This is a genomic window from Leucobacter komagatae, from assembly GCF_006716085.1.
Classification (GTDB): Bacteria; Actinomycetota; Actinomycetes; order Actinomycetales; family Microbacteriaceae; genus Leucobacter; species Leucobacter komagatae.
Genome location: NZ_VFON01000001.1, coordinates 2,143,343 through 2,169,986, shown reverse-complemented (window position 1 = coordinate 2,169,986; position 26,644 = coordinate 2,143,343). Strand labels below are relative to the sequence as shown.

At 67.0% G+C, this 26,644-nt stretch carries 28 protein-coding genes and 1 tRNA gene; 21 read left to right on the top strand and 8 right to left on the bottom strand.

Translation table 11 applies throughout. From position 1 onward, the window contains the following. A complete protein-coding gene (locus tag FB468_RS09890; protein ID WP_246055838.1) occupies nt 1-369 on the top strand; it encodes a TIGR02611 family protein in 369 nt (122 codons plus the stop codon). 64 nt (nt 370-433) lie between these two features. On the opposite strand, the gene FB468_RS17130 is transcribed toward FB468_RS09890, so the two are convergent. Together FB468_RS17130 and FB468_RS09880 are read right to left on the bottom strand one after the other, a co-directional pair. Next, on the bottom strand, nt 434-1,237 hold the full coding sequence (locus FB468_RS17130; RefSeq protein WP_170219699.1) for a magnetosome magnetite crystal formation protein family: 804 nt from the start codon (nt 1,235-1,237) through the stop codon (nt 434-436). 99 nt (nt 1,238-1,336) lie between these two features. Beyond that, nucleotides 1,337-1,978 carry a winged helix-turn-helix domain-containing protein gene (locus FB468_RS09880; protein ID WP_141887192.1) on the bottom strand — a complete coding sequence of 214 codons (642 nt, stop codon included), beginning with the start codon at nt 1,976-1,978 and terminating at the stop codon, nt 1,337-1,339. A 449-nt stretch (nt 1,979-2,427) separates the two neighbouring features. Between FB468_RS09880 and FB468_RS09875 the strand changes: the two genes are divergently transcribed. Together FB468_RS09875 and FB468_RS09870 are read left to right on the top strand one after the other, a co-directional pair. After that, complete coding sequence (locus tag FB468_RS09875; protein WP_141887191.1) at nt 2,428-3,597, top strand: MalY/PatB family protein; 1,170 nt, start codon at nt 2,428-2,430, stop codon at nt 3,595-3,597. A gap of 46 nt (nt 3,598-3,643) precedes the next feature. Further along, nucleotides 3,644-4,312, top strand: coding sequence for a TrmH family RNA methyltransferase (locus FB468_RS09870; protein WP_342777250.1), 669 nt, complete (start codon nt 3,644-3,646; stop codon nt 4,310-4,312). Here the strand turns inward: FB468_RS09870 and FB468_RS09865 are convergent. From FB468_RS09865 to FB468_RS09855, 3 genes are all read right to left on the bottom strand, one after another. Next, on the bottom strand, nt 4,309-4,824 hold the full coding sequence (locus FB468_RS09865; RefSeq protein WP_141887190.1) for a methylated-DNA--[protein]-cysteine S-methyltransferase: 516 nt from the start codon (nt 4,822-4,824) through the stop codon (nt 4,309-4,311). The genes FB468_RS09870 and FB468_RS09865 overlap by 4 nt on opposite strands. A gap of 170 nt (nt 4,825-4,994) precedes the next feature. Continuing rightward, nucleotides 4,995-5,068 (bottom strand) — tRNA-Gly (locus tag FB468_RS09860). Nucleotides 5,069-5,161: 93 nt separating this feature from the next. Continuing rightward, on the bottom strand, nt 5,162-6,391 hold the full coding sequence (locus FB468_RS09855) for a serine hydrolase domain-containing protein (protein WP_246055837.1): 1,230 nt from the start codon (nt 6,389-6,391) through the stop codon (nt 5,162-5,164). Nucleotides 6,392-6,566: 175 nt separating this feature from the next. Between FB468_RS09855 and FB468_RS09850 the strand changes: the two genes are divergently transcribed. Further along, nucleotides 6,567-7,652 carry a biliverdin-producing heme oxygenase gene (locus FB468_RS09850; RefSeq protein ID WP_246055959.1) on the top strand — a complete coding sequence of 362 codons (1,086 nt, stop codon included), beginning with the start codon at nt 6,567-6,569 and terminating at the stop codon, nt 7,650-7,652. A gap of 28 nt (nt 7,653-7,680) precedes the next feature. Here the strand turns inward: FB468_RS09850 and FB468_RS09845 are convergent, their stop codons facing one another. Next, entirely contained in the window at nt 7,681-8,394 is a 714-nt protein-coding gene (locus tag FB468_RS09845) for a response regulator (protein WP_141887189.1), read from the bottom strand. Nucleotides 8,395-8,408: 14 nt separating this feature from the next. Beyond that, nucleotides 8,409-9,719, bottom strand: a complete 1,311-nt coding sequence (locus FB468_RS09840; protein WP_141887188.1) for a sensor histidine kinase — start codon at nt 9,717-9,719, stop codon at nt 8,409-8,411. Between the two features lie 144 nt (nt 9,720-9,863). Here FB468_RS09840 and FB468_RS09835 point away from each other — a divergent pair, with 144 nt between their 5' ends. Both FB468_RS09835 and FB468_RS09830 read left to right on the top strand, forming a co-directional pair. Further along, complete coding sequence (locus FB468_RS09835) at nt 9,864-10,763, top strand: ABC transporter ATP-binding protein (protein ID WP_141887187.1); 900 nt, start codon at nt 9,864-9,866, stop codon at nt 10,761-10,763. Next, nucleotides 10,760-11,890: an ABC transporter permease gene (locus FB468_RS09830; RefSeq protein WP_141887186.1), complete on the top strand. Its 1,131-nt coding sequence runs from the start codon at nt 10,760-10,762 to the stop codon at nt 11,888-11,890. Before FB468_RS09835 ends, FB468_RS09830 begins: the two co-directional genes overlap by 4 nt. 84 nt (nt 11,891-11,974) lie before the next feature. On the opposite strand, the gene FB468_RS09825 is transcribed toward FB468_RS09830, so the two are convergent. After that, nucleotides 11,975-12,916, bottom strand: a complete 942-nt coding sequence (locus FB468_RS09825) for a tRNA uridine(34) hydroxylase (RefSeq protein ID WP_141887185.1) — start codon at nt 12,914-12,916, stop codon at nt 11,975-11,977. A gap of 205 nt (nt 12,917-13,121) precedes the next feature. Here FB468_RS09825 and rpmB point away from each other — a divergent pair, with 205 nt between their 5' ends. The 15 genes from rpmB to nrdE all read left to right on the top strand — a co-directional run bounded on the left by rpmB (nt 13,122) and on the right by nrdE (nt 26,523). Next, entirely contained in the window at nt 13,122-13,358 is a 237-nt protein-coding gene (gene rpmB, locus FB468_RS09820) for a 50S ribosomal protein L28 (RefSeq protein ID WP_141887184.1), read from the top strand. Further along, nucleotides 13,358-13,525, top strand: coding sequence for a 50S ribosomal protein L33 (rpmG, locus tag FB468_RS09815; protein WP_017884003.1), 168 nt, complete (start codon nt 13,358-13,360; stop codon nt 13,523-13,525). Before rpmB ends, rpmG begins: the two co-directional genes overlap by 1 nt. A 2-nt stretch (nt 13,526-13,527) precedes the next feature. Next, the gene (rpsN, locus tag FB468_RS09810; RefSeq protein WP_042544304.1) at nt 13,528-13,833 is read left to right on the top strand and encodes a 30S ribosomal protein S14; all 306 of its coding nucleotides are present in this window, start codon (nt 13,528-13,530) and stop codon (nt 13,831-13,833) included. 272 nt (nt 13,834-14,105) lie between these two features. Further along, nucleotides 14,106-14,384 (top strand): HU family DNA-binding protein, encoded by a 279-nt coding sequence (locus FB468_RS09805; RefSeq protein ID WP_042544305.1) that lies wholly within the window; start codon nt 14,106-14,108, stop codon nt 14,382-14,384. Between the two features lie 154 nt (nt 14,385-14,538). Then, complete coding sequence (locus tag FB468_RS09800) at nt 14,539-15,960, top strand: DHA2 family efflux MFS transporter permease subunit (protein WP_141888233.1); 1,422 nt, start codon at nt 14,539-14,541, stop codon at nt 15,958-15,960. A gap of 111 nt (nt 15,961-16,071) precedes the next feature. Continuing rightward, complete coding sequence (locus tag FB468_RS09795) at nt 16,072-17,940, top strand: ABC transporter ATP-binding protein (RefSeq protein WP_141888232.1); 1,869 nt, start codon at nt 16,072-16,074, stop codon at nt 17,938-17,940. Nucleotides 17,941-18,197: 257 nt separating this feature from the next. Beyond that, nucleotides 18,198-19,673 (top strand): sensor histidine kinase, encoded by a 1,476-nt coding sequence (locus FB468_RS09790; RefSeq protein WP_425460810.1) that lies wholly within the window; start codon nt 18,198-18,200, stop codon nt 19,671-19,673. Continuing rightward, a complete protein-coding gene (locus FB468_RS09785) occupies nt 19,661-20,371 on the top strand; it encodes a response regulator transcription factor (protein ID WP_141887183.1) in 711 nt (236 codons plus the stop codon). The genes FB468_RS09790 and FB468_RS09785 overlap by 13 nt, the downstream gene beginning before the upstream one ends. Further along, nucleotides 20,368-21,228 (top strand): hypothetical protein, encoded by an 861-nt coding sequence (locus tag FB468_RS09780; protein WP_141887182.1) that lies wholly within the window; start codon nt 20,368-20,370, stop codon nt 21,226-21,228. The genes FB468_RS09785 and FB468_RS09780 overlap by 4 nt, the downstream gene beginning before the upstream one ends. A 27-nt stretch (nt 21,229-21,255) precedes the next feature. After that, nucleotides 21,256-22,485, top strand: a complete 1,230-nt coding sequence (locus tag FB468_RS09775; RefSeq protein WP_141887181.1) for a pyridoxal phosphate-dependent aminotransferase — start codon at nt 21,256-21,258, stop codon at nt 22,483-22,485. Continuing rightward, complete coding sequence (gene rlmH / locus FB468_RS09770; protein WP_211359114.1) at nt 22,482-22,940, top strand: 23S rRNA (pseudouridine(1915)-N(3))-methyltransferase RlmH; 459 nt, start codon at nt 22,482-22,484, stop codon at nt 22,938-22,940. The genes FB468_RS09775 and rlmH overlap by 4 nt, the downstream gene beginning before the upstream one ends. 112 nt (nt 22,941-23,052) lie before the next feature. Continuing rightward, on the top strand, nt 23,053-23,391 hold the full coding sequence (locus FB468_RS09765; RefSeq protein ID WP_141887180.1) for a hypothetical protein: 339 nt from the start codon (nt 23,053-23,055) through the stop codon (nt 23,389-23,391). Between the two features lie 335 nt (nt 23,392-23,726). Next, nucleotides 23,727-23,960, top strand: a complete 234-nt coding sequence (nrdH, locus tag FB468_RS09760; RefSeq protein ID WP_119282668.1) for a glutaredoxin-like protein NrdH — start codon at nt 23,727-23,729, stop codon at nt 23,958-23,960. 20 nt (nt 23,961-23,980) lie between these two features. Continuing rightward, entirely contained in the window at nt 23,981-24,382 is a 402-nt protein-coding gene (gene nrdI, locus FB468_RS09755; protein ID WP_141887179.1) for a class Ib ribonucleoside-diphosphate reductase assembly flavoprotein NrdI, read from the top strand. Beyond that, nucleotides 24,382-26,523 carry a class 1b ribonucleoside-diphosphate reductase subunit alpha gene (gene nrdE, locus FB468_RS09750; protein ID WP_170219779.1) on the top strand — a complete coding sequence of 714 codons (2,142 nt, stop codon included), beginning with the start codon at nt 24,382-24,384 and terminating at the stop codon, nt 26,521-26,523. Before nrdI ends, nrdE begins: the two co-directional genes overlap by 1 nt. Nucleotides 26,524-26,644 lie beyond the last annotated feature (121 nt).

Sequence of the window (26,644 nt, the reverse complement as noted above, 5' to 3'; positions counted from 1 at the left end):
GTGACGAGACCGGAAGACGACGCCGACAGGGCGAAGCGATTGGGGCAGCCCATCGCGCGATTTATGGCGCGCTGGCGCGGATTCATCCGCAGGTACCCGTGGCTCGACGTGCTCTATCGCGTACTCATCACGCTGCTTGGCGGGCTCATCGTTGTCGTCGGCCTTATCCTCGTGCCGCTCCCCGGGCCCGGCTGGCTTATCGTGTTCCTCGGGCTGACGGTGCTCGGCTCTGAGTACCACTGGGCGAGGAGAATGCTCGGCTGGCTCAGGCGGACCCTCGCGCGCTTCTGGGAGCGCTGGAACGCGTGGCGAGCGAGCCGGGCGGCGGCGCGTGACGGCGGGTCGGGGCCTCGCATGACCGAGTCCTAACCAGGCCCGCCACACGCAAACGGGCGGCCTGGCTTGTGCCAGACCGCCCGTGTGTATGAGTGAGTTACTTTACCATCGGCGCGTTGAAGAGGAACGGGTCCCCGCCACCTGCGCGGTAGGTCTCATTGAGCTTCGCCGCCGCCATGATGTGGAAGATGAATCCGGCGAGGTGCGCGAGGCCGAGGAGCAGCGGTCCGAGAATCGGAACGATCGACAGGAACCACCCGAGCACGAACAGGGCAGAGCGCAGCAGTGAGAAGTTCAGGTTCGCCGCGTGGAGCGCGCGCACCTGCGGGGTCGCGCGGGGGCTCTCGATGAGGTAGAAGATGAGCGCCGGGATGAACAGGAAGAAGACGGAGAGCCAGTAGCTTGCCGTCAGGTTCGGGAGCGGGTCGGCCTGCCCCGGCTGCTGCTGGTAGTAGCCCTGGGGCTGGCCTGGCTGGCCGTATGCGGGCTGCTGTGGCGCGCCGTAACCCGGCTGCTGGGGCTGGCCGTAGCCCGGCTGGCCTGGCTGCCCCTGCGGCTGGACATAGCCCTGCTGGCCGGGCTGGCCGTATGCGGGCTGCTGCGGTGCGCCGTAGCCCGGCTGTTGGGGTGCGCCGTAACCGGGAGGCGGCGTGGGGGCACCGGGCTGCTGCGGCCCAGCCGGAGGCAGCGGGGCGTCACCAGGGGGAGGCGTGGTGAAACCGGGCTGTTGCGTGCCGGTGTATGGCTGTTGCGGCGCCGAGTAGCTCGGGGGCGTCGCGGCCTGCTCGGCGTCTGCCTGAGGCGTAGCAGCGGGCGCCGACTCCTCGGCGGGTGCGGTCGATGCGCCCTCTGCGGGCGTGCCCGGCACCTTCTCGTTGTCTTCAGGGGGAAGCGTAGTCATCGGAGCCTTCTCCTTCGTGTTGCTGCGTACGCGCGCCCGCGGTCACGCTGAGGTGGCCGCCTGCGGTACTTCGAGACTACAGCGAACGTCCTGTGGGGCCTAGATGAAATCTGGGCTCGGCGACGAAGCAGGCAGGATCGACACGTCGGCGTGGCGGTCGAACCGGTAGCCGGTGCCGCGCACGGTGCGCACGATGTCTTGGTAGTGGGCGAGCTTCACGCGCAGGCGGCGAATGTGCACGTCGATGGTGCGGGCGCTCGGGATCTCCTCGCCCTCTGCGTCGGCCCAGAGGGTGTCGATGATCTCGTCGCGCCCCACAGTGCGGCCCTCGCGAAGCACGAGGAACTGCAGCAGTTCGAACTCGCGGAACGTGAGGTTCGCGGGCACGCTGTCGAGCAGAACGCGCTTGCGCGAGAGGTCGAGCACGACGCCGCTGGCAGCCCGGTCGGGGTTGGCTGCCTGGGGCTTGCGGTGCGCGTGAGCGGCGGCGGGGTCGCCGAGCGCGAGGCGCACGACGTCAACGTCGCGGCCGCCGGTTCCCTCAGGGGCGAGGGCAACTGCGGCATAGGTCTCGGCGTTCGGCGCGAGCTGCGCGACGAGTCGCTTGATCTCGCTGACGACGGCGCCGATCGAGGGGTCTGTCGAGTTCAGCTTGTCCTCTGACAAACCGACGTAGAGCGCGAAGCCGCGAATCTCGTTCTCGATGGTGGTCTGGGGTGCGGGTGCGGCGGTGATAGCCATGATGATGAAGTCCTTTGGTGTGCCCCGTTGCGGGGCGTGCTGCGAATGGGTGCGGCGTACCAGGCGGGGCTCAGCTAGCGATCAGAAGATCGCGCGGCCCGAGAGCGCCGGGTTACCAGAAACGGTCTAAACGTGTGTGGCGGCTACTTGCACATTCGGCAGCACATACCGTCGCGACCGGACATCATCATGCCGGTCATCCCAAAGTTCACCTCGGAGGCGGACTGGGTGCGAACGAAAGTATGCATGACGCTAAGTTAAGCGGGCGTTACGCCCCGTGTCAAGGCGCGTGACGAGATTGTGTGCCAGATCGGGCCGGTTCGGGCCAGATTGGAGTCGGTTGAGGCTGGCAGTGTGGCGTTTGTAACGCGGGTGGCGCGGATGCCCACGGGCTCGTGATCCGGGAGAATACCTAGGAGACGCCGAACCCCGTGGAAGGACGCCCAGCGATGAGCACCAAATCTTTTGCCGCCCGAATTGATGCAACAACGGCCGCCGACCTGCGCGCACTCGGAGGCACCAAGTGGGCCGACCCGAACGTCATGGGCGCGTTTATCGCAGAGATGGACTTCGGTGTTGCCCCCGTCATTAAGGAGGCGCTGCACGCCGCAGTCGAGGAGGGTGCGTTCGGTTACACGCCGCCGAAGTACAGGGAACGGTTGAAGGAAGCGACCGCCGCGCGTCTGCGCAGGCTCCACGGCTGGGAAGCCGCACCCGAGCACGTCTTCCCCGTGCCCGACGTGATTACCGCGTACGAGGTCGCAATCAATCACTTCTCAGAGCCCGGCTCGAAGATCATCGTGCCTACCCCGTCGTACATGCCGTTCCTCTCTGTGCCGCCTGCGCATGGTCGGGAGGTCATCGAGGTTCCCATGCGCGACGAGGATGGCATTTGGCGGCTCGACCTCGAGGGGCTGCAGGCGGCGTTCGATGACGGTGGCCGTTGCCTGGTGCTGTGCAACCCCTTCAACCCCGTTGGGCGCGTGTTCACGCGTGAAGAACTTGAGGCCGTGAGCGAGCTTGTTGAGCGCAACGGCGGGCGGGTATTCTCGGACGAGATCTGGGCTCCCCTCGTGTTCCCCGGTAACACCCTCATCTCGTACGCGACGGTGAACGAGGTTGCCGCCGGCCACACGATCACCGCCACGGCCGCATCAAAAGCATGGAACCTGCCCGGGCTCAAGTGCGCTCAGCTCATCGTCTCGAACGCTGCGGACCAGCGAGTCATGGACGAGATCGGTTACATGGCGGGCCGCGGCACGGCAACGCTCGGTCTCGTCGCGAGCGCGACGGCCTACGACCACGGTGACGAATGGCTCGGCGAGGTGCTGAGCTACCTCGAGGGGAACCGCGACGAGCTCATCGAGCTCGTGGCGAAGGAGCTTCCGGGCGTTCGGCTCACGGTTCCCGAGGCGACGTATGTCGGCTGGCTCGACTTCCGGGAGACCGGGATCGAGGATCCCGCGGCGTTCTTCCTTGAGAACGCCGGAGTCGGGCTCACCGACGGTCGCGCCTGCGGTGCGGCGGGTGCTGGGAGCGCGCGCTTCATCTTTGCGATGCCACGGCCGCTCATGCGCGAGGCGATCCAGCGGATGGGCGAGGCGCTCCGCGCGCGGTAGCTGCCGCTGTGCGGTCGCACGCGAGCGGGCCTGGGAGAATGGGTGGGTGAGCGACACCCCACTGCCTGAATCCGAGACCCATCCCGAGCGCACGACGGCCGGCGTTGGGCCGTGGCCGGGTGGTCGCGAGGCGTGGCCAACCGAGGAGCACTTCGACCCCGAGCTGCTCGAAACGGGCGATAGCCGCAACGTCGTTGACCGCTACCGCTACTGGCGCATGGAGGCGATCGTCGCAGACCTCGACGAGCAGCGTCACCCGTTCCATGTCGCCATCGAGAACTGGCAGCACGACATGAACATCGGGTCGATCGTGCGGAGCGCAAATGCGTTCGCGGCCGACACCGTACAGATCGTTGGGCGCCGCCGCTGGAACAAGCGGGGTGCCATGGTGACCGACCGCTATCAGCACGTCGAACACCGAGCCGACATCGCGGAGCTCGTGGAGTGGGCGAAGGGCGAAGGTATCCCGATCATCGCGATCGATAACGTGCCGGGCTGCGTTCCCATGGAGACCTTCGACTGGCCCGAGCGCTGCGTCATGCTGTTTGGGCAGGAGGGCCCGGGGCTCTCGGAAGAGGCAATCGCGGCGGCGGAAGCCGTTGTCGAAATCACGCAGTACGGTTCGACGCGCTCGATCAACGCGTCGGCAGCGGCCGCCGTAGCCATGTACTCGTGGGTGACGGCCCGCTCGACCCAGGTACCGAGGGCGAGTTAGAAGAGGCGCCCAGCCTCAGCTGGCTCGGGCTCTTCAAGTCTCAGCAACTCCCGTTTCCGGTCGAGGCCTCCCGCGAAGCCCGTGAGTGAGCCGTCGGCGCCAAGTACGCGGTGACAGGGGATGATGATGCTCACAGGGTTGTGGCCGACAGCCTGGCCGACCCGTTGCGCGAGCGCCCGGTTCCCGAGCCTCAGCGCGAGCTCGCCGTACGTCGTTGTCGCCCCGAACGGGATGGCCTGCAAGAGCGCCCACACCTGCTGCGAGAACTCGTCGCCCGCGGGTGCGAGAGTAACATCGAATTGCGTCCGCTCACCGCGCAGGTACTCCCGCAGCTGGCGCGCGGCCTCCGCGAGTACGGTGTCACCGGGCTCAGCGCCGAGGTCGTCGCCGACCTGCTCGGGGTCTGGCGGGTAGCGGTGCCCTGGGAAATAGACCCCCGTGATTGCTTCACCCTCGGCAACGAACAGCAGGTCTCCGAGGGAGGTTGCGAACGTGCCGTGTCGAGTCGTCATGGCGCCCAGTGTAACGCCCGGGGCGCGCCTCAGGCGCTCTCGCGCCCTCTGTCTGCAATCGGCTCAACATATGCCCCGGCTAGCCCGCATGGGCTTGTGCAACGCTGATCACAGATGTTGAGGCCGGCGGGTGCCAAGGGGCAGGAGTAGCCGGGCGAGACAGGCAGTAGTGGAGGGGCCGACGGGAATCGAACCCGCGTTCTCAGCTTGGGAAGCTGATGTCTTACCATTAGACGACGGCCCCGAGTGGGGCAAAATCAGGCTGTAAGCCCGACCGATACGAGCGTAGCAGAATCCGGAGTGCCGCCTCGCCACCGAAGCGGCACTCCGAGGAAAATTATCCCTCCGCTGCCGGCTGGCAGACGGCGAGCTCGGTGAGGCGGCCGCCCTGATCCTCAGCCGACCACGGCAGCTCCGCGCCGGAGAGCGCGGCGAGCTGGAACGCGAGCGCCTGCGAGAACGCGGCCCCGGCCGAGGAGTTGTTCAGGGCCACGACAACCGTCAAGCCGGTCGCCGGGTCGGAGTACGCGGCGGTGAGCGAGCCGGTCATCGCGCCCGCGCGGCCCTGCAGCGGGCCAACCTTCTCGATGCCGAACCCGATCTGCGTGCCCTCGGTGTCGGGCTCGGAGGTCGGCTCGCCGGCCTCGTCGCGCTCGGGGTTCTTCGCGGGCTGGAACTCGGTGACGTGCTGAGCCGACTTCTTGTCGCCGAAGCCGCCCGACAGGTACTTCGCGTAGAAGTCCTTCAGGTCAGTGACGGTCGTGAGCGTTGCGCCAGCGCCGCGCAGCATCGAGGGTGAGAGTGCGGTGATCTCGGCCACGCCTGCCTCGCACACGGGCTTGTCGCCCGAGCTCGGGTACGTGAGGGGCTTCAGGCTGCCCTTCGGGATCTCAGTCTCAGCAAAGCTGTCCGGGTACGAGGTCGCGGTCATCCCTGCCGGGTCGAAAACGTGGCTCTGCAGCAGCTCGTAGGTGTCGCGGTTCTCTTTGAGGCGGATGGCGCGATCGAGCAGGACAGCGTTCGTGTCTGACATATACACGTTCTTGCCCTGCCAAGCGAGCGGGGAGCGGGCGAGGCCGTTCGCGAGCAGCTCTTGCTCGGGCCAGGGCCGCGTCGGGTTGTTCGCGAAGCGGTCGCCGAAGCCGCCCTTGAAGTCGGCGAGAGCTGAAGTCTGGTTGCAGAGCTGCGCGTAGCTGATGTCGGCGATCCCTGCTTGCCTCGGGAGATCCTTCGAGACCTGGCGGCCGAGCGCGATCTGACCCTTGCCAGCGAGGTCGAGCAGCATTGCGCACATCACGGGCTGCGATGCCTGTGCGCCCCGGAACGTCGTTGCCCCGGTGACGCCCTCGCCGTAGCCGCGAACGTACGCCTTGTCGTCGCCCTGCCAGACGCCGACGACGGCCTCTGTGGAGCCGCTGAGCTCAAGCGCGTTGGCGACGGCCTCGTCGACAGCCGTCGCGAGCTCGGGGCTCACCGTGTTCTGGTCTGAGTTGCCGGAACCCGCGTTTCCGCTGGTGCAGGCGGTCAGGGTGAGGCCGACCACAGCGAGCATGCTGAGCGCCGCCACCGGGCCAACTCGTTTGACTCTGGAAAACACGAAACCGCCAATCTCTACCCGCGGGCGCGCGGGAGCACGAAATTCGATGATACTCCGTGCGACTCCCGGAGTCGCTGAGCACCGCGGGGTGCGGGGGAACTCCCAGTGTCTTGGGGCGTTCAAGGAGCGTAGAATGAAAGATGTGATGAATTTTGATGCTGCGGTGATTTCTGCCGTGACGAGCCACATGAATGACGACCACGTCGCTGACAGCCTGCTCATCGCGAAGGCGTTCGGCTTTCCCGAGGCGACTGCGAGCATGATGGTTGGGCTCGACGAACACGCCGGCATGTGGCGAGTGACCGACGCTGCGGGCGAGCACGACCTGCGCGTTGAGTGGCCCACCTCTCCGATCACCGAGCGGCCGCAGGTTCGCCGCCAGGTTGTTGAGCTCTACAAGGCGGCCTGCGCGAAGCTGGGCGTGCCCGCGCGCGAAGAGCACCAGCCGGCCGAGGGCGGGCACGGCGCGCACGGTCACGGCGGCGCGAACCCGCACGGCGGGCACGGCGCGCACCCCCACGGGGCGCACGGCGGCCACCCGCACGGCGGCAACCCGCACGCCGCCGAGCCTGAGGCCGACGGCCACAAGCCGTTCTCCCGCGTCATCCGAGAGAGCTCGTGGTCTGATCACTCGAGCTCAGAGGGCGCGAACTTCATGGAGGACATCATGCGTGGTGTCGCGACGAAGCAGGACTACATCGACCTCGTCGCACAGCACTTCTTCATGTACGAGGCGCTCGAAGAGGCATCGCAGCAGCTCGCTGCAGACCCCGCATACGCAGACCTGCACCCCGCAGCGCTCGTGCGCCTCGGGACGCTTGAGGTTGACCTCGAGCACCTGCTCGGCTCCAACTGGCGAGACGAGATCAGCCCCGTCCCCGCGAGCGAGGCGTACGCCGCCCGCATTCGCGAGGTTGCAGCCGAGGGTTGGCTGCCCGGAATCGTCGCGCACCACTACACCCGCTACCTCGGAGATCTCTCCGGCGGGCAGATCATCGCGAAGCGCGTCGCCCGCCAGCACGGCTTCGACGGCCCCGGGATCGAGTTCTACAACTTCGAGTCGCTCGGTGACCTCAAGGCATTCAAGGAGACCTACCGTGAGGGCCTCGACCGACTCGGCGAGACCCTCAGTGATGACGACAAGCAACGCATGATTGAAGAGGTGCGCGAGGCGTACTCCTTTAACACGCAGGTGTTCGTCGACCTCGCGAAGCAGAAGGCCGCGGCCTAAGCACCGCAGGTGTGGGCGTGCGCCCGGCCTATTCCGGCCGGGTGTGCGCCCACACGACTGCCTGCAGCCGGTCGCGTACCCCGAGTTTCTGCAGCACATTGGAGACGTGCGTCTTCACCGTCGCCTCGCCGAGGAACAGCTCGGCCGCGATCTCTGCGTTTGTTCGACCCTCCGCGAGCAGCACGAGCACGGCCCGCTCACGCGGCGTGAGGCCGACGTCAGCCATCGCCCGTTCGAGCGCGGAGACCTCGAGTGCAGAGCCCTCCGGCGCAGCTGGTGCCGCACCGGCACCCGCCGACCCGGCGGGCCCCGTGTCGCGGACCCGGGCGAGCACGGCGCCGGTGACCTCGGGCCCGAGTAGCGAGCCGCCCGCCGCGACAACCCTGACGGCGTCGATGAGCTGCTCGGCGCGTGACGTCTTGAGCAGGAAGCCGCTCACCCCAGCGGCGAGGGCATCGAAGAGGTACTCGTCGTGCCCAAAGGTGGTGAGCACGAGCACGGCCGGGCTCGCGCCAGGAGCGGAGAGGATCTCGCGCGACGCGACGATCCCGTTCATCTCGGGCATCTCGACGTCCATGCAGATGACGTCGGGCGTGAGCGCCGCCGCGAGCGCGATCGCCTGCGTGCCCGTCTCGGCCTCGCCGACGACCTCAATGTCAGGCTCTGACTCGAGGATGATGCGAAAGCCCGAGCGAACGAGCGCCTGATCGTCGACGAGCAGCACCCTGATCGGAGCGCCCACGGATCCTGCCCCGATCACGCCGCCACCGCCGGGACCTCGGCGAGCGGCACGCGCGCCCGCACCATGAAGCCCTCGCGCTCACGCCGCTCCGCCGAGACGGTGCCCCCGACTGCGCCGATCCGTTCGCGCATGCCCCGCAGCCCGAGCCCCGCGCCCTCGGGCGATGCCGAGGCGCGTTCTCCGCGGCTCGTGAGGCGCCGCGCGATCCCGTCGTCGGTCACCTCGACCTCGACCGCGTCGTCCATGAACCTGAGCCGCACGGCCGCCTCGGCGCCCCTGCCCGCGTGCTTTCGGACGTTCGTGAGCGCCTCCTGCACGACCCTGTACAGCGCGACGTCGACGAGCATCGGAAGGGGCCGCGCCTCGCCCGCCACGATGAGGGTCGTCGGGACTCCAGCTCCCTGCGAATCCTCGACGAGCAGGGGGAACTGGGCGATGCCGATGGTGGTCGACCCCTCCTCGTTCTCGGGGGTGCGCAGGGTGTGCACGAGCCGCCGCAGCTCCTCGACCGTCGCGTGCGCGCTCTCCTCAACAACCTCGAGCGCCGCGGCCGCCCGCTCAGGGTCGCGCTCGAGGCTACGCCTAGCGGCGGCGGCCTGGATCCCCATCACGGAGACGTGGTGCGCGACAACATCGTGGAGCTCGCGGGCCACGGCGATCCGGTCGAGGGCGACGGCCTGCGCCGCGCTCGTCTGGCGCTCAAGCTCGAGCTCCCTACCCTGCGCGACGAGCTTGGCCTGCGTGCGCGCCGCGCGCCACGCGCGCAGCCCGAACCAGATCGCGCCACCGAAGTACAGCAGGTTCGTGATGATCTGGATCACGGCAAACGTCGCGTAGGCCGAGAAGATGCCGTAGCGGGGAGCGCCCATGAAGTCTTCGGTCGAGGACGAGGCGATGATGAGCGAGACGACAAGCCAAATCATCATCGCGGAGGTGATGGCGAGCAGACTCCAGGCGGCGAGGGCACGCCTCGGCTCCCAGGCGGTCACCGTGTAGATCGCGATGAACAGGCAGATGTTAATGACGAGCACCTCGGGCACGCCGAACTGCCCGCACACGAAGAAGCCGGCGGCGGCGAGGATCACGACCGGGATCGGGGCCACCCTGCGGAAGGCGAGCGGCAGCGTGCAGAGCGCGAGACCGAGAACCCAGACCCACAGCGCGGGCGTCTTCTCGAAGATGCCGGTGCGGGCGTAAAGGAGCGACGTGGTCGTCGCGCCGACCGCCAGCGCGAGCGCGAGGAGGGCGTCGAGGCGCAGCTCGGCGCGGCCGGGCCGCGGCCTCGCCCACTGTGCTGGGGCCACGGCGGCAAAAGACTCTCTCATGGGTTCAAGCGTAGGCGCATGGGGGAGCAGCGCACGTCCGCCTCCCGGCGGAGGTTCTGTCGCAGGCCCCGCAGTGATTCCGCCGACAGGGGGAGGCGCCGCCCCTGGCGTCCCGCATAGCCTGGAAGTAACGAAAGGAGCGAGATGATTGACATCGTAGGAATTTCCCGCAGCTTCGGTGACCGCAAGGTGCTCGACAACGTGAGCTTCCGAGTCGAAAGCGGCCGGATGACGGGCTTCGTCGGCGCGAACGGCGCGGGCAAGACGACGACCATGCGGATCCTGCTCGGCGTGCTCTCCGCCGACAGCGGCACGGTCAGCCTGAACGGCCAGCCGATCACCGCCGGCGACCGCGCGCGCATCGGCTACATGCCTGAGGAGCGCGGGCTGTACCCGAAGATGGCGGTGCTCGACCAGCTCATCTACCTCGGACGCCTGCACGGCATGTCGACGGGTGCTGCGCGCGAGTCGGCGACGGGGCTGCTCGACAGGCTCGGACTCGCCGAGCGTGCCGGCGACAACCTCGAGAGCCTCTCGCTCGGCAACCAGCAGCGCGCGCAGATCGCCGCGGCGCTCGTCCACGAGCCGATCGCGCTCGTGCTCGACGAACCGTTCTCGGGCCTCGACCCGATGGCGGTCGAAGTCGTGCTCGGCGTGCTGCAGGACTACGCGGCGAAGGGCGCCCCCGTGCTCTTCTCCTCGCACCAGCTCGACATCGTCGAGCGGCTCTGCGACGACGTCGTGGTCATCGGCGGCGGCCAGATCCGCGCCCAGGGGTCGCGTGAGGGCCTCCGCGCTGAGCACGCTGGTCGGGTGTTCGAACTCGAGCTCACCGGGCCCGCGGCCGACGCCGGATGGGTGCGCGAGCAGCCGGGCGTCTCCGTGACCCACCTCGACGGTGGCTTCGCCAGGTTCGATGCCGACAGCGACGAAGCGGCGCAGGCCGTGCTCTCGCTCGCCGTGCAGCGCGAAGCGACCGTCGTGAAGAGCTTTGCGCCCGTCACCCCGTCACTCGCACAGATTTTCAAGGAGGTCATCCGATGAGCCACACGCTGAAGCAGACCGCCAGCCACCGCCAGTTGAGCGCTCCACAGGGCGCCTGGATCGTTGCCGAGCGTGAGATCATGACGAGGCTGCGCAGCAAGGCGTTCATCATCTCGACGGCGATTCTGCTGCTCGTCGTGCTCGCGGGCGTCGTCATCGGCGGCCTCGTGTCGCAGAACGGTGGCTTTGGCGGCCCGACGAAGATCGCCGTCGCCGAGGGCGCGGTCTCGGGTGAGGCCGCGACCGGTCTCGGCGAGGCGTTCGAAATGACCGAGGTCGCGGATCGCGCGGCCGCCGAGCAGCTCGTGCGTGACGGCGACGTTGAGGCCGCGATCGTTACGGGTGGCGATACGTCTGTCGGGCTGACCGTGATCGCGAACGACAGCCCGCCCGGCGGCCTCGTCCAGGCGCTCTCTGCATCGCCCACGGTCGAGCTGCTCGACCCGAGCGAAACGAGCTTCATGCTCGGCTACCTCATCGCGATGGGCTTCGGCATGGTGTTCTACATGACCGCCCTGACCTTCGGCACGACGATCGCGCAGAGCGTCGTCGAGGAGAAGCAGACGCGCATCGTCGAGATCCTGCTCGCCACGATCTCCGCGCGTACCATGCTCGCCGGCAAGATTCTCGGCAACAGCATCCTCGCGCTCGGCACCGTCGTCGCGACGCTCGCGCTCGCGTCCGTCGGGATGCTCGCGACAGGGCAAGATATTTTGCTCGGCGAGCTCGGCACCGCGCTCATCTGGTTCGGGATCCTGTTCGCATTCGGATTCGTGCTCCTCGCAGCGATGTACGCGGCAGCTGCGGCGCTCGTCTCGCGGCAGGAAGACATTGGTTCGGTGACGAGCCCCGTCATGATGCTCGTGATGATCCCGTTCTTCTTGATCATTTTCTTCTTCGACAACCCGCAGGTGCTCGCGGTGATGAGCTACGTGCCGTTCTCGGCGCCGACCGCGATGCCGATGCGTCTGTACTTCGGCGACGCGGCCTGGTGGGAGCCGATCGTGTCGCTCGGCGTGCTGGTGGTTTCGATCGGGATCGTGCTCTGGGCCGGCTCACGGATCTACGAGAACTCGATCATGCGCACGGGTGCCCGCGTGAAGCTCGCTGACGCGATCAAGGGCTAGTAGCGGCGGCAGCAACACGACGAAGCGCCCGGGGGAATGCTCCTCCGGGCGCTTCGTCGTTGCAGACTGCTTCGGCGCTGCGGGTTAGGCGACCGAAAGCTGGTGGGCCTCGCAGCGGGGTGCCTCGTGTGAGGCGCAGGCGACGAAGCGCGTGCGGCACGAGTTCTCGGCGCAGTCGACGAGGTTTGCGGTTGGGGCGCCGCACTCCCGGCAGACGCCGATCACTGTCGCCCCGGGCGCAAAGTCCATCGTCTCGCGGCCGTCGAATACGGCGAGCGAGCCCTCCCACAGGCCGTCGTTGCCGAAGGCCTCACCGTAGCGGACGATGCCGCCGTCGATCTGATAGACCTCCTCGAAGCCGCGCGCGACCATTGCGGCGGAGAGGATCTCGCAGCGAATGCCGCCGGTGCAGTACGTGACGATCGGCTTGCCCTTGATGTCGTCGAACGCGCCGGACTCGATCTGCGCGATGAAGTCGTGGGTCGTGCGGACGTCGGGCACGATTGCGCCCTTGAACTTGCCAACCTCGGCCTCCCACGCGTTGCGGCCGTCGAAGAACACGACGTCGTCGCCGCGCTCGGCGACGAGTTCGTTCACCTTCTCGGGAGACAGGTGCACGCCGCCGCCGACGACGCCAGACTCGTCAACGACGGTCTCTTCGGGGATACCGAATGCGACGAGCTCGTCGCGCACCTTCACGCTGAGCTTCGGGAAGTCTGAGATCGCCTGCCACGGCACGGTGCGGTCGATGCCCTTCAGCACGGTGGGGGTCGTCGCCTCGAACCCGGTGCCCTCGCTCCACTTCACATCGAGCCCCGAGAACGGGCCGTACTCTCGGGTGCGCTTGAGGTACTGTTTGCACGCGTCAATCTCGCCGCCGACGGTGCCGTTGATGCCGTGCTTCGAGATGATGATGCGCCCGCGCAGGCCGAGCGACTCGCAGAGCTCGCGCTGCCACAGCATCACGGCCTCGGGGTCGGCGACGGGGGCGAACGCGTAGTACAGCAGAATCTTTGGGTGGCTCACACCACCAATGGTACGTCGTCCACCTGCGCGTGTGTTCCCGGGCGCGTTGCGCTGCCGGTCGAATTCGCGTAAGCTTGACCCTTGGTCGTGCGCCGTCCCAGTGCATGTACCGCGAGAACCGTTACCGGAGGCTTGCCTCGGCGGATCTTGCAGACAAGAAATCTTGGGTGAGGCCGTCCGGTCTCACGGTATGAGAGGAAACATCATGGCAGCAGTGTGCCAGGTGACCGGCGCCGTTCCCGGCTTCGGACACAACATTTCGCACTCGCACCGTCGCACCAAGCGTCGGTTCGATCCGAACATCCAGAAGAAGACCTACTTCGTGCCCTCGCTCGGCCGCAAGGTGACGCTCACCCTGTCGGCTAAGGGCATCAAGGTTATCGATGCTCGTGGCATCGAGGCTGTTGTAGCTGATCTGCAGAAGCGTGGGGTGAAGTTCTAATGGCTAAGGATAAGGACGTACGTCCGATCATCAAGCTCCGTTCGACGGCAGGCACTGGTTTCACTTACGTGACCAAGAAGAACCGTCGCAACACCCCCGATCGTCTCGTGCTCAAGAAGTACGATCCGGTCATCCGTAAGCACGTCGAATTCCGAGAGGAGCGCTAAGCATGGCTAAGAAGAGCATGATTGCAAAGAACAAGCAGCGCCAGGCGATTGTTGCGCGTTACGCTGAGAAGCGTCTCGAGCTCAAGAAGGCGCTCATTGACCCGAACGGCACCGACGAGAGCCGCGAGGCTGCTCGCGTGGGCCTGCAGAAGCTGCCCCGCAACGCGTCGCCCGTGCGCGTTCGGAGCCGCGACGTCATCGACGGCCGCCCCCGTGGCGTGCTGACGAAGTACGGCGTTTCGCGTGTTCGCTTCCGCGACATGGCGCACCGTGGCGAGCTGCCCGGCATCACCAAGTCGAGCTGGTAAGCAGCCGCTGGTAGCCCAGTAGCACCGCTTTCGAAGAGGGGCGGGATCGATCTTTCGGGATCGTCCCGCCCCTCTTCGCGTCTGCCCGACGGTGTTCACCGAGAGCGAATATGACACGCGGTCCGAAGAAATCCGCGTAATCGCGCCGCTTTTTGGGAAACGTAGGGTAGATTCATACCGATCAAACTGATCGGAACCTCTCTAGCGGAGGTGACACCCCGAATAGATCAGGGGCCGGCAGGCCAACGGTCACCGCCCTGAAAGGACACAACATGGCACTCAACAAGACTGAGCTCGTTGCAAAGATCGCCGCTGAGACTGGCCAGAGCCAGGCAGCTGTTTCGAACGTTCTCGACGGCCTGTTCGCGGCTGTTTCCGAGACCGTCGCTGCAGGCGAGAAGGTTTCGATCCCCGGCTGGCTCTCGTTCGAGACCGCAACCACCGCTGCTCGCACCGGCCGCAACCCGCGCACCGGCGAGACCATCGACATCCCCGCTGGCAAGCGCGTCAAGGTGTCGGTTGGCTCGAAGCTCAAGGCTGCCGTGAAGTAGCTTTCGCTTTCATCGAACCCCCGGTGCGGCTCTTGCCGCACCGGGGGTTCGCTGTTTTTCCGAGGCGTAAGCTGGTGCGGTGCGTAAGAACTTCACCGATCCATCAGAGATCCGCCCGTGGGCGGCGCTGTGGACGCTCGTCCTTGGATTCTTCATGATCCTCATCGACACAACGATCGTGTCGGTCGCGAATCCGACGATCATGGAGAGCCTCAATACCGATATGACGGCGACGCTGTGGGCGACGAGCGCCTACCTGCTCGCCTACGCGGTCCCGCTGCTCATCACCGGCAGGCTCGGCGACAGGTTCGGCCCGCGCCGCGTCTACCTCGTGGGCCTCACCGTCTTCGCGCTCTCATCGCTCGCGTGCGGGCTGTCACCCACGATTGAGGCGCTCGTCGTCGCCCGAGTCTTCCAGGGCTTCGGCGCCGCGCTCATGACGCCGCAGACGATGTCGGTCATCACCCGCATCTTCGCGCCTCGCGAGCGCGGCCAGGCAATGGCGGTCTGGGGCATCACCGCGGGCGTCGCGACGCTCGTCGGGCCGATTCTCGGCGGCTTCCTCATCGACGCCGTCGGGTGGGAGTGGATCTTCTTCATCAACGTGCCCGTCGCCGTCGTCGCGTTCGTACTCGCACTGAAGTACGTGCCCAGGCTCGAGACGCACGCGCACCGGCTCGACTGGCTCGGTGTCGTGCTGAGCGCGGCCGGCATGTTCCTCGTCGTCTTCGGCATCCAGGAGGGCGAGAACTTCGACTGGGGCCAGATCTGGGGCCCGATCTCGGTCTGGCTGCTCATCGGCGTGGGCCTCGTTATCCTCGCGCTCTTCGTCTGGTGGCAGCACGCGCAGAAGGGCGAGCCGCTCCTGCCGCTGCGCATCTTCCGCGACCGCAACTTCTCCGTCGGCACATCGACGATCACGACGGTCGGGTTCGCGGTGACAAGCATGAGCATGCCGCTCATGTTCTTCTTCCAGCTCGTGCGCGGGCTCACGCCGACGCAGTCGGCGCTCATGCTCGTGCCGATGGCCGTTATCTCCGCGGCCCTTGCGCGGCCGGCGGGGATCCTGATCGACCGCGGCGACCCGCGCCGCATCGCGACCGCGGGGCTGCTGCTCCTCGCCGCGGGCATGCTGCTGTACTTCGTGATGCTGAAGCCAGGCACGCCGCTCTGGCTGCTACTCATCCCGAGCGCGATTCTCGGCGTCGCGAACGCGGGCATGTGGGGGCCGCTCTCGGCGATCACGACCTTCAATCTGCCGCTCGATCTCGCGGGAGCGGGATCCGGCGTGTACAACACGAGCCGCCAGGTCGGCGCGGTCTTGGGCTCAGCGTCGATTACCGCGCTCATGGCCTCGCGCCTCACCGCCGAGCTTGGCGCGGGGGCCGCCGCGGGCGGGCCTGGCGGGCAGCTCCCGCCGCAGGCGCAAGAGGGGTTCGCCGCCGCGATGGGGCAGTCGCTCTTGCTTCCCGTCGCCGTGATCGCGCTCGGCGCCGCGCTCACTCTGCTGTTCGCGCCTCGGCCGCCGCGAACGGGGCCGGTGCGCGTCGTGCAGGATCCCGCCGAGGCGGCGTAACCCCGGCCGTCTCAGGCGGGCCGCGGCCGCTCCTGGGCGACGCCGGTAGAACTTTGTTGATGGGAGTTCACGCGGTTCGTCTCACCCTGCCGGTACGCTCAACACATGAGCATGGGTGGAGGCGGCGGTGGCCGCGGCGGCAGGGTATCCGGCGGTGACTTCGCGGCGCAGCGAAAGCTGAACGAGGCCGCCCCAAAGGTCGCAAACCTTGGCGGCAGGATCGCCGAGCTCTTCAGGCCGTACCGGGGGCCGCTGAGCGTCATCGTCGTGCTCGTGCTGACCTCCGCGGCGCTCGGCATCATGCCGCCGCTCATCACCCAGCGCGTCTTCGATGACGGCCTGTTCCCCGTTGACGGCAGCGGGCCCAACATGCCGGTGCTTGCCTGGCTCGTCGGCGCGATGATCCTTGTCTTCGTGATCTCGGCGCTCATCGGTATCGTGCAGACGTACTTCACGGCGCGCGTCGGCAACCGGGTCATGGGCGACCTGCGCGTGAAGCTGTTCTCGCACCTGCAGTCGATGGAGCTCGGCTTCTTTACTCGCACGAAGACGGGGATCATCCAGTCGCGATTGCAGAACGACGTCGGCGGCGTCGCGAACGTGCTGACGAACACGGTCTCGAACGTGATCGGCAACACGGTGACCGTGATCGCCGCGGCAGTGGCGATGATCCTGCTCAGCTGGAAGCTCACGATCATCGCGCTCATCCTGATGCCGGTGCTCGTCATCGCGCAGCGCCGCGTCGGCCAGGTGCGCGCGCGGATCGCGGGGAAGACGCAGGAGTCGCTCTCCGAGATGACCGCGATCACGCAGGAGGCGCTCTCAGTGTCGGGCGTGCTGCTCGCGAAGACGTACTCGCGGCAGAGCGCCGAGACCGAGCGCTACGCGAGCGAGAACCGCAACCAGATCGCGCTGCAGGTGAAGCAGGCGATGAGCGGCCAGGTCTTCTTCGCGCTCGTGAATGTCTTCCTCTCGGCGGTGCCCGCGATCGTGTACCTCGTGTCGGGGTGGCTCATTGAGCGCGCGACCGGCCAGGGCCTCGACGCGGGCATCACCGCGGGCACGATCGTCGCGTTCACCACGATCCAGTCGCGCCTGCTCTTCCCGCTTATGGCGCTCATGCGCGTCGCCCTCGACCTGCAGACCTCGAGCGCCCTGTTCGCGCGCATCTTCGAGTACCTCGACCTCACGCCGCAGATCGTCGACAAGCCCGACGCGCTCGAGCCGACCGAGGAGCCCGGCCGGGCGGGGCGCATCGTCTTCGACGACGTCGTGTTCGCGTACCCCGACGCCGGGCCTGACGATCGGCCGACGATCGACCACGTGTCATTCGTCATCGAACCGGGCGAGTTCGTCGCGTTCGTCGGCGCATCGGGGTCGGGCAAGACCACGATCGGCTCGCTGATCCCGCGCCTGTACGACGTGACCGGCGGTGCCGTGACCTACGGCGGTGACGACGTGCGCTCCCTGAAGCAAGAGGCGCTCATGGACCGCGTCGGCGTCGTCACGCAGGAGCCGTACCTCTTCCACGCCTCGATCGCAGACAACCTGCGGTATGCGAAGCCCGACGCCACCGACGAGGAGGTCGCCGCCGCCGCGAAGCTCGCGAACATCCACGAGACGATCGAGTCGTTCGCCGAGGGCTACGACACGATCGTCGGCGAGCGCGGGTACCGGCTATCGGGCGGCGAGAAGCAGCGCATCGCGATCGCGCGCGTGCTCTTGAAGAACCCGCGGGTGCTCGTGCTCGATGAGGCCACGAGCGCGCTCGACACCGTCAACGAACGCATCGTGCAGCGTGCCCTCGATGACGCGCGCGAGGGGCGCACCACCGTGGCGATTGCGCACCGGCTCTCGACCGTTGAGGGCGCCGATCGGATCTTCGTGCTGGGGGCGGGCCGCATCCTCGAGCAGGGCACCCACCAGGAGCTCCTCGCGCTGGGCGGGGCGTACGCGGAGCTCTACGCGCAGCAGAGCTGAGGCTGGGCGGGCGGCTGGCGCCGGGCCGCCTTGGGTTGCGCCGCCCGGCGGTTACCCGCCGTTCCAGCTCGCCGCCACCCGCCGTGCCACCTCAATTTCTCGCAAACACGCCAAACTCACGCGGTAATTGGCGTGCATTGGAGAAATCGGGGTGGGTTGGGAAGAGGGAAGGGTCGGGGCGAGGGTAGGGAAAACCCGAAAAGAGTTCTCCGGCCAGCGGGGTAGGGGAGCGCGCGCCAGCGCTCTAACGTAGAAGCATGAGCAGCGAAAAGTGGGCAGGCGCCCCTACGGCCCCCACCGCGGGATATCCGCAGGCGGCACAGCCCCCGCATACCCAGCAGGCCCCGCAGGCACAGCCCCCGCAAACCCAGCAAACCATGCAGGCCCCGCAGGCCCAGGCCCCGCAGGCCCAGGCCCCGCAGGCCCAGGCCCCGCAGGCCCAGGCCCCGCAGGCCCAGGCCCCGCAGACCCAGCAAACCCAGGCCCGCCCGCCCCGGCGCATCGCCCTCACGATGCTGCACCTCGCGGCACTCGGCTTGCTCGGCTGGGCGTTCTTCGTGTCGGCCTTCGCGCTCCTCGGGCTCGGGCTCGGGCTCACCCTCGTGTTCGGTATCGGCCTCCTGTTTTTGGTCGCCCTCGTCTACGTGCTGTTCGGCACCGCGTGGTTCGAGACTGAGCGGGTCGACGGGCTGTACCGCCTCGGTATCCCAGCGCTCCGCGCAGTCCCGCAGCGCACCCCCGGGTTTGCCGGGTTCCTCCGCATGATGTGGGCGCAGCTCGGCGACGGCCGCATGTGGCAGTCGATCGCGAGCTTCACGGTCGCGACGTTCCTCGGCCTGTTCTTCCTTATCTGCGCACAAAACCTCGTGTGGGGCGCGGCTGCCGCGATCCTCAAACTCACGGGCGGCAACGTCGCCTACCACCCGAACACCGGGCTGCTGCTCGCGCCGTTCATCACCGAGCTGCCGTGGTTCGCGTTCGCGCTCGTCGCGATCCTCTGCGCCGCGTCGATGGTGGGGCTCGCCCTGCTGCACCGCGTGCTGACCGTCTGGATCGCCCGGGCGGGCGCCGAGGCAGACCAGGCCCAGCAGCTGCAGGAGGCGGCGAGGCTTTCCGAGCAGCAGCGCGTCGGCGCGGTCAGGGCAGCCGACGTCGAGCGGACGCGCCTCGAGCGCGACCTGCACGACGGCGTGCAACCGCGGCTTGTGTCTGTTGGCATGACGCTCGGCCTCGCGCAGCAGCAGATCGATTCCGACCCCGAGGGGGCGAAGGCGCTCATCTCTGAGGCGCACACGTCGACGAAGGCCGCGATCACCGAGCTGCGGCAGCTCGCGCGAGGCATCCACCCGTCGGTACTCGAAGACCGCGGTCTCGACGCGGCGCTGTCGGCACTCGCCGGCCGATCCCACGTTCCCGTCTCGCTCGACGTGCGCCTCGAGGGGCGCTGCAGCCGCGAGGCCGAGACGGCCGTGTACTTCGTCATCGCAGAGTCGCTCACGAACGCCGCGAAGCACTCGCGCGCGAGCGAGGCGCGGGTCACCGTGCGGCTGCGTGACGGCGGGACGCTCTGGGCCCGCGTCGAGGACAACGGCGTTGGCGGAGCCCGCGTCGTTCCGGGCGGTGGCCTCGACGGCATCACGAACCGGGTGCTCGCGGCTGGTGGCACTTTCCGCCTCGACAGCCCGCTCGGCGGCCCGACGTCGCTGGAGGTGAGTGTCCCGTGCGCATCCTGATCTGTGAAGACTCGGTGCTGCTCCGCGAAGGCCTCGTGCGCCTCCTTGAGCACTCCGGGCACGAGGTGTCGGGCGCTTTCGCTGACACCGCCGGCGTCGCCGAGGCCGTCGAGCAGGATCGCCCAGACCTCTGCATCCTCGACGTGCGCATGCCGCCGACGTTTACCGACGAGGGCATCAGGCTCGCGCTCGATCTTCGCGCCAGGCACCCGCAGCTGCCGGTGCTCGTGCTCTCGCAGTACGTCGAGGAGCGGTACGCGAGCGAGCTCATCTCGGGCCAGGGCGGCGCGTTCGGGTACCTCCTGAAAGACCGCGTTGCCGACGTCGCCGAGTTCGTGGAGGCTGTCGGCCGGATCGCGGGCGGCGCGACGGTGCTCGACCCGGAGGTCGTCGCACAGCTGCTCACGCGGCGCGGCAAGGACGCGAGGATGGACCGGCTCACCGCCCGCGAGCGCACCGTGCTCGCGGTGCTCGCCGAGGGCAGGTCGAACCAGGCGATCGCCGCCCAGCTCTTCCTCTCGGAAGCGAGCGTCGAAAAGCACATCACCGCGATCTTCCAAAAGCTCGAACTAGACCAAGACGAGTCGGGCAACCGCCGGGTGCTCGCCGCGATCGCCCACATCCAGAGCGCGGGCGCCGCAGCGGCCCCCGACGCCCAACAGGCACCGCAGACACGACAGACAGGATTCACATCATGAGCACGCAGCAGACACCCACCGGGCCGGGCACAGGGAAGCGCGGGATCGGCACCGTCGGAATCGTCACAGCCGTCGTCGGCGGCGTGGTCTTGCTCGGGGTCGGCGCCTCGGCGGCCTTCGGCATGGCCATCTCGTCGCAGCGTGCCGTGGCGTCGCAAGTCGAGGGCGGGGGAACCGTTGATACGGCGGGCGTGACCGGGGTCGACCTCAACATCGGGGTCGCTGAGCTCACCCTTGCCTTTGGCGACGTTCAAGACGCGACGCTCGTCGCACGCGGCGGCTCCGCTGACAGGTGGGAGCTCGGCCGCGACGGCGACGAGATCACCGTTCGCGCCCCGAAGATCGACAGCTCGGGCTTCTGCTTCTTCGGCGTCTGCCCGAGCACGCGCGGCCAGCACGTCTCGGCGACGCTCACGCTGCCGAACGCGCTCGCGGATCGCCAGCTCGACGCGAACATCCGCGTCGGGGTCGGCGAGGTGCGGGCGGCGGGCGACTTTGGCGACCTCGCTGTACAGGTCGACGCCGGCGAGGCGACCCTTTCGGGCTCTGCGCAGAGCGTGAGCGCGACGATCGGCGTCGGCTCAATCGATGGTGAGCTCGACGGAGTGAGGACGCTCAAGGCAGACGTCGCGCTCGGGGAGCTCGAGATGAGCCTCACCGGAAACGCTCCGGCAGACGTGGCGCTCACCGTCAGCGCGGGTTCGATCGACCTCGAGGTGCCCGATGGGGTCTACGACGTCACCTCCCGCGGCGGCGCCGGCAGTATCGAGAACCGTTTGCGGACGATGCCCGGTGCACCGAACCGGATCTCAGCGCAGGTCGACCTCGGCGACATCACGCTCACAGCTGCGCGGTAACCCCCGCGACGGGAGTAAACTCGGCCCGTGAGCCCGAAGACGCGTCAGATTACTCAGTCCAGCAAGCTCGCCGGCGTACGCTACGACGTGCGCGGGCCGATCCTCCAGGAAGCGGAGCGGCTCGAACGCGGCGGCGAACAGATCCTCAAACTCAACATCGGCAATCCCGCGCCGTTCGGGTTCGAGGCGCCGCCCGAAATCGTCGAAGCGCTCCGGTCCGCGCTCCCGCACGCGCAGGGGTACACGGATTCCCGCGGGATCCTCCCCGCCCGCGAAGCGGTCGCGAGCCACTACGCGACGCTCGGCGTCGCGAACGTGAGCCCCGACGACGTCTACCTCGGTAACGGCGTGAGCGAGCTCATTTCGCTCGTGCTGCAGGCGCTCGTGAGCCGGGGCGACGAGATCCTCGTCCCCGCGCCCGACTACCCGCTGTGGACGGCGCAGGTGACGCTGCAGGGCGGTCGCGCGGTTCACTACCCGTGTGACGAGGCGAACGGGTGGATGCCGAACCTCGCCGAGATCGAGGCGCTCGTCACCCCGCAGACCAAGGGCATCGTGCTCATCAACCCGAACAACCCGACGGGCGCCGTGTACTCGCCCGAGCTCGTGCGCGGGTTCGCCGCCCTCGCCGAGCGGCACGGGCTCGTGCTCATGGCCGACGAGATCTACGACCGGATCCTCTACGACGGCGCGACCCACGAGCACGCCGCGCTGCACGTCACCGAGACGCTCTGTCTGACGTTCAGCGGGCTGTCGAAGGCGCAGCGCGTCGCCGGATACCGCGCCGGTTGGGTGATCGCATCTGGTGACAGGGAACTCGCCGCCGACTTCCTTGAGGGGCTCACCCTGCTCGCGAACATGCGCATGTGCTCGAACGCGCCCGCGCAGTACGCGATCCCGGTCGCGCTTGAGATCGAGTCGTCCATCGACGCGCTGTGCGCCCCCGGCGGAAGGCTGCTCGAGCAGCGCAATGTCGCTCACCGCCTGCTCACCGAGATCCCAGGTGTGAGCTGCGAGCTCCCCGGCGGCGCCATGTACCTCTTCCCGCGCCTCGACCCCGAGCGCTACCCGATTGCGGACGACCAGGCGTTCGTCATAGACCTGCTCCGCGCCACGCGGGTGCTCGTGACGAACGGCCGTGGGTTCAACCTGCCGACCCCGGACCACCTCAGGTTCGTGACCCTGCCCGAGGTAACGGTGCTTGAGGAAGCCATCGGGCGAATCGCCGAGTACCTCGACACGGTGCGCGTGCATTGAGCGTCAAAGTGCTCGCCGTCGGTAAGAAACACGAGAGCTGGGTGAAGGAGGGCATCGACAGGTACGAGAAGCGGCTACGGAAGCCGTTTGACGTTTCGTGGCAGCTGCTCCCGCACTCGGCGCGCGAGGGCGAGGCGGCGCGGGCCGAGGAGTCCGAGCGCATTCTGCAGCGGGTGGAGCGCGACGCGTTTCTCGTGCTGCTCGATGAGCGCGGCGCGAACGTTGACTCCCCGGCGCTCGCGGCCCGGATCCAGGGCGCGTTTGACGCAGGCAAGCAGATCGTTGTCGTGATCGGCGGGGCGTACGGGGTTGACGACAGCGTGCGCTCCCGCGCCCAGTTCGTGTGGAGCCTGTCACAGCTCGTCTTCCCGCACCAGCTCGTGCGGCTCGTGCTCGCTGAGCAGCTCTACCGGGCGCAGGAGATCGCGGCGGGGCGGCCCTACCACCACGTGTAAGGGGGGCTCTGGCTGGCTGCGTGGGCTCTGGCTGGTTGATTGCCTGGTTGGTCTGCCTGCGTCTTCTTGCGCCAGCTGTTGCTCTGTCGGAGGTCGCGGGTATGGTCACGGCATGTCTCTATTCCGACTCAGCACGCGAAGCGTGCCGGAGCGCCCGCCTGGGCCGGCGCCGCCGGTGCCGGTGCCGTGGAGCGTTGTCCGCCGCGCGCTCGGGGTCATCGAGATCGAGCACCGGGGGAGTGAGACCGCGCACTCGGTGAGGTTTGCCCTCGCGGGAGCAGGCATGCTCGGGCTGTCGCTTCCGCGGGCCGTGCACCCCGGCGAGCGCATCCGGGTCGCGGTGCGTGGCGCGCAGGCTGAGGAGGCCTCGGCAGCGCGCGACGCCATGCTCGTGCTGCGCTGGTTTGAACCCGACGGGACGGAGCTGCTTTGGCCGATATCGGTCGAATAGGGGCAAACGAGCGTGCAAAATGGGCGAGACGAGGGCTCTCATACGGGCATAAAAGGCCCCGCCGGGGCGTTGCACTACATAGCGGTGTGGCCACGATTCCGACACGCCGAGATGTGCCGGTGGATGAAAAATCTTTTTGCCTCCCCAGCTTGTGGATAACCTGCAGACGGGGGCGTAAATGAGCCAAAAGTTCTCCCCAACCCGCACGAATCGTCGGTGGAAAGCTCGTGGAAAACTACATCGGTGTAACTACATCATCTTGTGGTCAGCCCCGGTGTGGTTCACTATATGTTGTGGCTCACACGGGCCAGGACTTTTGAGGGAAGGGCATAAAAATGGCAGTAACGGTCTACACCAAGCCGTCGTGCGTGCAGTGCACGGCAACCTACCGAGCTCTCGACAGCAAGGGCATCGAATACGAAGTTCACGACCTCTCTGAGGACGAAGCAGCGCTGCAGGCGGTGAAGGAACTGGGCTACCTCCAGGCTCCCGTCGTGGTGACCGATGACGAGCACTGGTCGGGCTTCCGCCCCGACAAGATCGCGGAGCTCGCCGGTCGTCTTCTCTAGCCAGAGGATGTGTGGGTACCGTGACTGACCTGGTGTACTTTTCCAGCGTCTCCGGGAACACGCACCGCTTCGTAGAGAAGCTCGATGTTTCCGCAAAACGCATCCCGCTGTACGCCCGAGAAGAGCACCTGCAGGTCACCGAACCCTACGTGCTTCTCGTGCCAACCTACGGCGGTGGGCCCGCGCTCCGTGCGGTTCCGAAACAAGTGATTAAGTTCCTCAACGACGAGCAGAACAGATCACTTATTCGGGGCGTCATGGCCGCGGGGAACACCAACTTCGGAGAGGCCTACGGCATTGCGGGCGACATTATCGCCCGCAAGTGCCAGGTCCCTTTCCTGTATCGATTTGAACTCTTTGGAACACCGGACGATGTGACAGCCGTCCAAGAAGGATTGGAAAAGTTTTGGAAACAGCAGTGATGGAGCCGGGGCTTGAATCGTCGAAGATCAGCGAGATGGATTACCACTCGCTGAACGCGATGCTCAATCTGTACGACGCAGACGGCAAGATCCAGTTCGACAAGGATCGCGAGGCCGCGCGGCAGTACTTCCTGCAGCACGTCAACCAGAACATGGTGTTCTTCCACAACTTTGAGGAGCGCCTGCGCTACCTCATCGACAACGACTACTACGAGAAGGCGCTGCTCGACCAGTACTCGACGAAGTTCATCGAGCAGCTCACCGACGAGGCCTACGCGCTGAAGTTCCGCTTCCCCGCGTTCCTCGGGGCCTTCAAATTCTTCACGTCGTACGCGCTGAAGACGTTTGACGGCAAGCGCTACCTCGAGCGGTTCGAAGATCGCGTCGTGATGGTCTCGCTCGGGCTTGCCCAGGGCGACCAGGAGCTCGCGCGCGGTTTCATGCGCGAGATGATCTCGGGCCGGTTCCAGCCTGCGACCCCGACCTTCCTGAACATGGGCAAGGCGCAGCGCGGCGAGCTCGTCTCCTGCTTCCTGCTCCGCGTTGAGGACAACATGGAGTCGATCTCGCGTGGCATCAACTCGTCGCTGCAGCTCTCGAAGCGCGGCGGCGGCGTGGCGCTCTCGCTCTCGAACATCCGCGAGGCCGGTGCTCCGATCAAGAAGATCGAGAACCAGTCGTCGGGCATCATCCCCGTGATGAAGCTGCTCGAAGACAGCTTCAGCTACGCGAACCAGCTCGGTGCGCGCCAGGGTGCTGGCGCGGTCTACCTGTCGGCCCATCACCCCGACATCATGAAGTTCCTCGACACGAAGCGCGAGAACGCGGACGAGAAGATCCGCATCAAGACGCTCTCGCTCGGCGTCGTCGTGCCCGACATCACCTTCGAACTCGCGAAGAAGAACGAGGACATGTACCTCTTCTCGCCGTACGACGTCGAGCGCGTCTACGGTGTGCCCTTCGGCGACCTCTCGGTGACCGAGCACTACTATGACATGGTCAACGACTCGCGCATCTCGAAGACGAAGATCAGTGCACGCCACTTCTTCCAGACCGTCGCCGAGCTGCAGTTCGAGTCGGGCTACCCGTACATCGTGTTCGAAGACACTGTGAACAAGGCGAACCCGATCAAGGGCCGCATCAACATGTCTAACCTCTGCTCCGAGATCCTCCAGGTCAACACCCCGACCACCTACAACGAGGACCTCAGCTACCGAGACATCGGCAAGGACATCTCCTGCAACCTCGGGTCGATGAACATCGCTATGGCGATGGACGGCGGCAACTTCGGTGAGACCGTCGACCTCGCGATCCGCTCGCTCACCGCAGTGAGCGACATGAGCTCGATCACCTCGGTGCGCTCGATCGAAGATGGCAACGCCCAGTCGCACGCCATCGGCCTCGGCCAGATGAACCTGCACGGCTACCTCGCTCGCGAGCACATCCACTACGGCTCCGAAGAGGGCATCGACTTCACGAACATCTACTTCTACACGGTGCTGTTCCACGCGCTCACCGCGTCGAACAAGATCGCGATCGAGCGGAAGCAGGTCTTCGGCGGCTTCGAGGATTCGAAGTACGCATCGGGCGAGTTCTTCGACAAGTACACCGACGAAGTGTGGGAGCCGGCGACCGAGCGCGTCCGCGAACTGTTCGCCGACGCGAACGTCGAGATCCCGACCCAGGCTGACTGGGCCGCGCTGAAGGCCTCCGTCATGGAGCACGGCATCTACAACCAGAACCTGCAGGCCGTGCCGCCGACGGGCTCGATTTCCTACATCAACAACTCCACGAGCTCGATCCACCCGATCGCCTCGAAGGTTGAGATTCGTAAGGAAGGCAAGCTCGGCCGCGTCTACTACCCGGCGCCGTTCATGACGAACGACAACCTCGAGTACTACGAGGATGCGTACGAGATCGGCCCCGAGAAGATCATCGACACGTACGCCGCGGCGACGCAGCACGTCGACCAGGGCCTCTCGCTGACGCTGTTCTTCAAGGACACGGCGACGACCCGCGACATCAACAAGGCGCAGATCTACGCGTGGCGCAAGGGCATCAAGACGATCTACTACATCCGTCTTCGCCAGCTTGCGCTCGAGGGCACCGACATGACCGAGTGCGTCAGCTGCATGCTGTAACTCCTCGCGAGCAACAACGGGGCGTCCTTCTGCGGAAGGGCGCCCCGTTGTTGTGTTTCTCACCCTCGATCTCTCCCTCAGCCGCCCGCGCGCGGTCAAATTGCGCAGGCCCGCGTGCAAA

Coding starts and splice junctions, on each gene's coding strand:
- FB468_RS09830 (WP_141887186.1), top strand. CDS start 10,760: ATGAGCCACACGCTGAAGCAGACCGCCAGCCACCGCCAGTTGAGCGCT.
- FB468_RS09840 (WP_141887188.1), bottom strand. CDS start 9,719: ATGAGAGAGTCTTTTGCCGCCGTGGCCCCAGCACAGTGGGCGAGGCCG.
- FB468_RS09875 (WP_141887191.1), top strand. CDS start 2,428: ATGAGCACCAAATCTTTTGCCGCCCGAATTGATGCAACAACGGCCGCC.
- FB468_RS09780 (WP_141887182.1), top strand. CDS start 20,368: ATGAGCACGCAGCAGACACCCACCGGGCCGGGCACAGGGAAGCGCGGG.
- FB468_RS17130 (WP_170219699.1), bottom strand. CDS start 1,237: ATGACTACGCTTCCCCCTGAAGACAACGAGAAGGTGCCGGGCACGCCC.
- rpsN (WP_042544304.1), top strand. CDS start 13,528: ATGGCTAAGAAGAGCATGATTGCAAAGAACAAGCAGCGCCAGGCGATT.
- nrdE (WP_170219779.1), top strand. CDS start 24,382: ATGGAGCCGGGGCTTGAATCGTCGAAGATCAGCGAGATGGATTACCAC.
- FB468_RS09800 (WP_141888233.1), top strand. CDS start 14,539: ATGATCCTCATCGACACAACGATCGTGTCGGTCGCGAATCCGACGATC.
- rpmB (WP_141887184.1), top strand. CDS start 13,122: ATGGCAGCAGTGTGCCAGGTGACCGGCGCCGTTCCCGGCTTCGGACAC.
- FB468_RS09765 (WP_141887180.1), top strand. CDS start 23,053: ATGTCTCTATTCCGACTCAGCACGCGAAGCGTGCCGGAGCGCCCGCCT.
- FB468_RS09865 (WP_141887190.1), bottom strand. CDS start 4,824: ATGACGACTCGACACGGCACGTTCGCAACCTCCCTCGGAGACCTGCTG.
- FB468_RS09880 (WP_141887192.1), bottom strand. CDS start 1,978: ATGGCTATCACCGCCGCACCCGCACCCCAGACCACCATCGAGAACGAG.
- FB468_RS09850 (WP_246055959.1), top strand. CDS start 6,567: ATGAATTTTGATGCTGCGGTGATTTCTGCCGTGACGAGCCACATGAAT.
- FB468_RS09790 (WP_425460810.1), top strand. CDS start 18,198: ATGAGCAGCGAAAAGTGGGCAGGCGCCCCTACGGCCCCCACCGCGGGA.
- FB468_RS09805 (WP_042544305.1), top strand. CDS start 14,106: ATGGCACTCAACAAGACTGAGCTCGTTGCAAAGATCGCCGCTGAGACT.
- rpmG (WP_017884003.1), top strand. CDS start 13,358: ATGGCTAAGGATAAGGACGTACGTCCGATCATCAAGCTCCGTTCGACG.
- FB468_RS09795 (WP_141888232.1), top strand. CDS start 16,072: ATGGGTGGAGGCGGCGGTGGCCGCGGCGGCAGGGTATCCGGCGGTGAC.
- FB468_RS09835 (WP_141887187.1), top strand. CDS start 9,864: ATGATTGACATCGTAGGAATTTCCCGCAGCTTCGGTGACCGCAAGGTG.
- nrdH (WP_119282668.1), top strand. CDS start 23,727: ATGGCAGTAACGGTCTACACCAAGCCGTCGTGCGTGCAGTGCACGGCA.